6 protein-coding genes are annotated in these 4,738 nt (G+C 37.1%); 5 read left to right on the forward strand and 1 reads right to left on the reverse strand.

Features of this window, described 5'->3' with window-relative positions:
* On the forward strand, positions 1–1,017 hold the full coding sequence (locus AC2EXB_RS19170; protein ID WP_012881099.1) for a replication initiation protein: 1,017 nt from the start codon (positions 1–3) through the stop codon (positions 1,015–1,017).
* Between the two features lie 138 nt (positions 1,018–1,155).
* Here AC2EXB_RS19170 and AC2EXB_RS19175 read toward each other — a convergent pair whose 3' ends face one another.
* Positions 1,156–1,386, reverse strand: a complete 231-nt coding sequence (locus AC2EXB_RS19175) for a hypothetical protein (RefSeq protein ID WP_173096623.1) — start codon at positions 1,384–1,386, stop codon at positions 1,156–1,158.
* A gap of 125 nt (positions 1,387–1,511) precedes the next feature.
* Here AC2EXB_RS19175 and AC2EXB_RS19180 point away from each other — a divergent pair, with 125 nt between their 5' ends.
* The 4 genes from AC2EXB_RS19180 (at position 1,512) to AC2EXB_RS19195 (ending at position 4,238) form a co-directional block, all read left to right on the forward strand.
* Positions 1,512–2,162: a hypothetical protein gene (locus AC2EXB_RS19180; protein WP_483604817.1), complete on the forward strand. Its 651-nt coding sequence runs from the start codon at positions 1,512–1,514 to the stop codon at positions 2,160–2,162.
* Positions 2,163–2,389: 227 nt separating this feature from the next.
* Positions 2,390–2,578, forward strand: coding sequence for a hypothetical protein (locus AC2EXB_RS19185; RefSeq protein WP_483604812.1), 189 nt, complete (start codon positions 2,390–2,392; stop codon positions 2,576–2,578).
* A 99-nt stretch (positions 2,579–2,677) separates the two neighbouring features.
* Positions 2,678–4,066 carry a MobV family relaxase gene (mobV, locus tag AC2EXB_RS19190; protein ID WP_483604814.1) on the forward strand — a complete coding sequence of 463 codons (1,389 nt, stop codon included), beginning with the start codon at positions 2,678–2,680 and terminating at the stop codon, positions 4,064–4,066.
* Between the two features lie 4 nt (positions 4,067–4,070).
* The gene (locus AC2EXB_RS19195; protein ID WP_173096621.1) at positions 4,071–4,238 is read left to right on the forward strand and encodes a hypothetical protein; all 168 of its coding nucleotides are present in this window, start codon (positions 4,071–4,073) and stop codon (positions 4,236–4,238) included.
* The last annotated feature ends 500 nt before the right edge of the window (positions 4,239–4,738 follow it).

The following is a 4,738-nucleotide window of genomic DNA, read 5'->3' on the forward strand; positions in this document are numbered from 1 at the left end:
ATGGTGAGAAGAAATTCGAAAACGCAGTTAATTTCACATGAAAACTCAATCAAAAAAAGCAATGAACTATCGATGGCAAAATTGAATCAAGGACTAACTCTGAATCAGATGCAATTGCTAGCATTTTCAATTTACTGTACTCAACAGAACGGTGTAACAGAGTTTCACAAAATTGATTTCGAGAAGAAATTTGGCATTACAAAATACAAAACAGAGGATGCCCGAAAAGATTCAGATAAGGTCACTAGTGTTAAATTTAGCCAATGGAATCCGGAAAAGGACTACTTTGATTTTTGGAATATTTTTAGAGGAATGAACTACCATAAAGGAATTTTTAATTTCACTTGGGCAGAAGAAATGATTCCTCATATTTTAGAATTAAAAGAGAAGTACATCACAACCGATTTAACAATTGCATCGAAGTTCAAAAGTAGTTTTTCATGGACTCTTTACGATTATATCAAGGCACTTCATGGTTACTGGCACAAGCAAATTTCTAAAGATGAATTGATGAAATTATTTGCTGTAGAAAATAAAAAAGCCTATCAAAGTAATACAAGTTTATTAAGGCAATATGTGCTTGATATAGCTATCGAAGAAATCAATGAACATACGGAATTAGAAGTATCTTACAATGTGGAAAAAGAAGGACGGGCGATTGTTGGATTCGATTTGATTTGGTCGAATGGCGAGAAGATAGCGAGTGCCACGAAGAAGCAGATCAAGGAGATTCAAAGTATTTTAGAAATTGTTTTCGAGGATATGTTTCAGTATGTGAATATCAATGACGAACGAGACAGGCAGCGTGCCATTAATTTAATTCGAGAAATCGAAGAAATGAGAGAATTTACAGGTGTACCTATCAGTATTACGAAAGAAAAAGCTGACGAATTAATCAAAAAATCGGTTTGGAATTTCAGGGAATTGAATCGATTACTTGAGAAAAACCAAAAGCCTGTATCGCCTGAATCGAGAAAAAAAGTCGAATTTTATAATTGGTTAGAAGATAGAAGTTGATTAAGGTAAAAAAGTAAAAACCGAAGTTATACAAATTTGGTTTTTAGAAATAAAAAAGAGACTTTAAAAGTTCTTGGAAATAAGAAAAGCAAAACCCTTCTCTATCGAAGAAGGGTTTTGCTTTTCTTATTTTCTTAATCAAAAATAATTAAATAATATCCACGAAAATAAAATTATTAAGGCATATCCTGAAATAAATTTCCAAACATTTTTTTTGCGTTCTTTATCAAAAAAAATAACTTCAAGGAAAATTAAGGTTGTGGCTAGATAAAAAATTTCTAAATTTTTAAATTGCATCATAAGTAAAAGAGATAGAAATACAGTAATCCCAATTGTCATACTTAAATTTTTATTATTTGTATGCTCCATGTAATTGGCTCCTTTTGGAAAATTTTATTTAATTATAACACATATTTTTTCGAAAAATATTGAATATTTATAAAACTAAAGATACAATGAAAATGTTGGTAAATATGATAATAGGAGGAAATAAGTTGAAAAAGTTCCCATTCTTAATTTCTACAGTATTGTTGTTGTCTGCACCACTAACTGCCCTAGCAAATGGTTCAAATGAAGATATAGGGTCAGAAAATTTAACGACTTTTTCATCCCCTCCATCGGAGTTAGTATCTACTCCTGATTTCGGTACAACCGAACTTGCTCCCATCGGAGAATCTAAATTATTATATTCTGGCCCAAGTGGTGGGGAATTGTTGCTGGAAAAACCTTTACATAGGATAGATGACGGCGGTTTTTCTACAAAAGTGGTAATTAATGATAGTGCGAACTTTGTTTGGAAATTCGATGAAACAATTAATGGCAGTGATAAACTTGTTAAAAATGGATATTCATGGCTGGGAACAATCTTACTTGCTGGATCAGGAGGATTATCTGCTTATTGGGTGACGTCACTATTTACTACCTCATCAGCCAAAGCAGTAAGTGGAGCTATGGCACTTTCCGTTTGGAATAGAGGGACTAAAAATTTAAATGCTTCTAGTTACACTTATTGGACAGTCCAAAAATACGTAGATAAAGATTCATATAATTTATACGACAGATATGTAGTGAAAGTTTATACAGATAAAGCTAAAACGAAATTAAAAGAATCCTTTACAGAAGTTCATTCAAACAGATATAGATAATTTTAAAAAACGATTAGCCAGTTTAGACTGATTAATCGTTTTTTTTGATTTAATAAATGATTTGGAAGTGTTCATGATAAATCGCAAGACCGTCAGGTCGAGAATTTAAGGAATGGATACGCTGGATGCTTTTCACCCTCTTTTTGGTTCTCACTCTTGTGAGAACACGCCACCGGCGAGGGGGTTTTGGGGATTGCCACTTTTCTCAAAAGGGGCAAGGTCTGGTCTTGAAGAAAAGGATGGCCGAGCAATCGGACCGTCCTTTTTTGCTCTTGATCTACGGAAAAGACAGCCGAAGCCGGATGCCTTTTCTTGCCCGTGAACTACTGGGGTATGACCGTCCCGATCCGGACGATCAACCCCATGCCTTTGAACTTGGGTGGGGCATCCGGAGGGATGCTGCCACTTGCCTTTGACCTTGGCCTTTACCCTCGGAGAGCACCGTAACTTCTGCAAGAAGTCTAGTGTGTTATACTTTATCTCTAAAGTTCTTCATCCTAAGGGGGTTCAAAGGCATGAGTTATTCCATTATTCGAGTTCAAAAGATGAATGGCCAAGCGATTAAAGGCATGCAAATTCACAACCAAAGAGAGAAAGACAGTCAGACCAATCCGGACATTCGAAAAGAGGATTTGCACCTGAATTATGATTTGATTCATGGCCAAGAAAAAATCGATTACAAACAGGAGATCCAGCAGGTCATTTCCGAAAATGTGAAATCCGATAAAAAAATTCGGAAAGATGCGGTCCTTGTTTCGGAGTTCCTGATTACCTCGGATACGACTTTTTTCGACAATTTATCTCCGGACGAACAAAAACGCTATTTCGAAACGGCCAAAGATTTTATTGCCGATCGGTACGGCCAGCAGAATGTCATTTATGCCACGGTCCATAACGATGAAAAAACGCCCCATATGCACGTAGGCATCGTTCCAGTGACCGAAGACGGGCGTTTGTCGGCCAAGGAGGTTATTGGCAACCGGATGGCTCTAGTGAAGCTTCAGGACGCTTTTAACGCCCATGTGAAGGCCCACGGCTTTGATTTGGAACGGGGACTTTCAAGAAAGGGCCGAAAGCACGTAGATATGGCGAAGTTCAAGCAATTAACGGCATTTGAAGCCGAAAAACAAGCGATGGCCACCTATGAACAGACGGTTTCGAAGATCAAAGCCATTGAAGAGAAAACAAAAGCCCTGGAAGATCTCCCTGATCCCACCCGAATGGTAGGACGGGCCATGTTGAAAAGCGAGGACTACGATACACTCGTCAATTACGCGACAAATGGGGCTGTGGCCGAAGTTGAAGTGATGGATTTGCAACGGAAACTGGCTGAAAAAGACCAAGAAATTATGCAGCTGAAAAACGAAATGCAGGATGGACAAGACAAAATCCGGAAAAATTACGCTGGTATTGAATATCGCAACGAGGAAATTCTCTCCAATTTGGAGAAATTGACAGATGAAAAGGCAAATAAAAAAGCCGAAAAAATATTCAAAAGTATGGATGTTGTGGAGAAACATGAAGAAGCTGTTATCGAATACAACAAATTGCGGGCTGAGTACAAGATTGTTTATGCTGACAGGGAACGTTTAAAATCCGAAAACAAATCGCTCGCTCGGTCTAATGCAGGTCTGAAAGCTGAAAACAAGACACTTGAAGAAGATAAGAGCGTGCTGCAGAATCGTATTATCGAACTGACCAATGAATTTGCAGCATGGAAAGATCGGGCGAAAATGGCCCTCCACAATCAATTTAAGCGAATCGTAATCCGTTTGAAGGCCGTCGGCATTGCACCTGATAAACTAAAAGGGCTGGCCCAAGTAGAAGAGAAATTCGTGGCAGCAAGCTTCAACGAAATCGAAAATCCGAAGAAATCGGAAAAATTTCAGGAAATGGAGCGATAAATTCATGAATAAACCCAAACGCACCATCGAGGAATTACTGGAACGCATGAGCGAGAACAACAAAAAGGCTTCAATCGCTAAATTGGAATCCGATAAACAAGGTCGTTTCCTGTTAGATCCGGCCAATCCTCACCACGTTGAATGGTTTGAAAATGACAAAGCTTATGAATAAAGGCAACATCTACAGGTCATCTTAAGGTGGCCTTTTTTATTTGCTCAAAATCATGCTTTAAAAGCCTTTCTAAGCCCTACAAATATTCTTCACGCCCTTTTGTCTGTTTTTCTAGTAAAAAACGCTTAAAACGCTTCCTGTGCCTTTTGATGGTTCTTCGAATACCAACAGACCATGTGCCTTTTCTTATTACGCTTTTAGTTCTTTTTCACTTTTAAGCTCATGAAATGGTGCTTATATATAATATCTTTTAAAAAATTAATTATATTAGTTATATTTAGGAGTGCCCTTCGTCCTTAGAGCCACAAGGGTTTGAAATTTTAAATGAAAGAAATGCCACCTTTTACTGAAAGAAATGCCACCTTTTACTGAAAGAAATGAGTCCTTTTAATTAAAAGTTTGTTTTTTTAACTTTCAATTGATATAATATATGAAAGTTTTAAAAAATAAACTTTCTTAAAAAGAGAGGTATTTCTTTCAATGACAAGGGGTTGAAAACT

It is taken from the genome of Planococcus alkaliphilus, from assembly GCF_057031095.1.

Coding starts and splice junctions, on each gene's coding strand:
- AC2EXB_RS19175 (WP_173096623.1), bottom strand. CDS start 1,386: ATGGAGCATACAAATAATAAAAATTTAAGTATGACAATTGGGATTACT.
- AC2EXB_RS19170 (WP_012881099.1), top strand. CDS start 1: ATGGTGAGAAGAAATTCGAAAACGCAGTTAATTTCACATGAAAACTCA.
- mobV (WP_483604814.1), top strand. CDS start 2,678: ATGAGTTATTCCATTATTCGAGTTCAAAAGATGAATGGCCAAGCGATT.
- AC2EXB_RS19195 (WP_173096621.1), top strand. CDS start 4,071: ATGAATAAACCCAAACGCACCATCGAGGAATTACTGGAACGCATGAGC.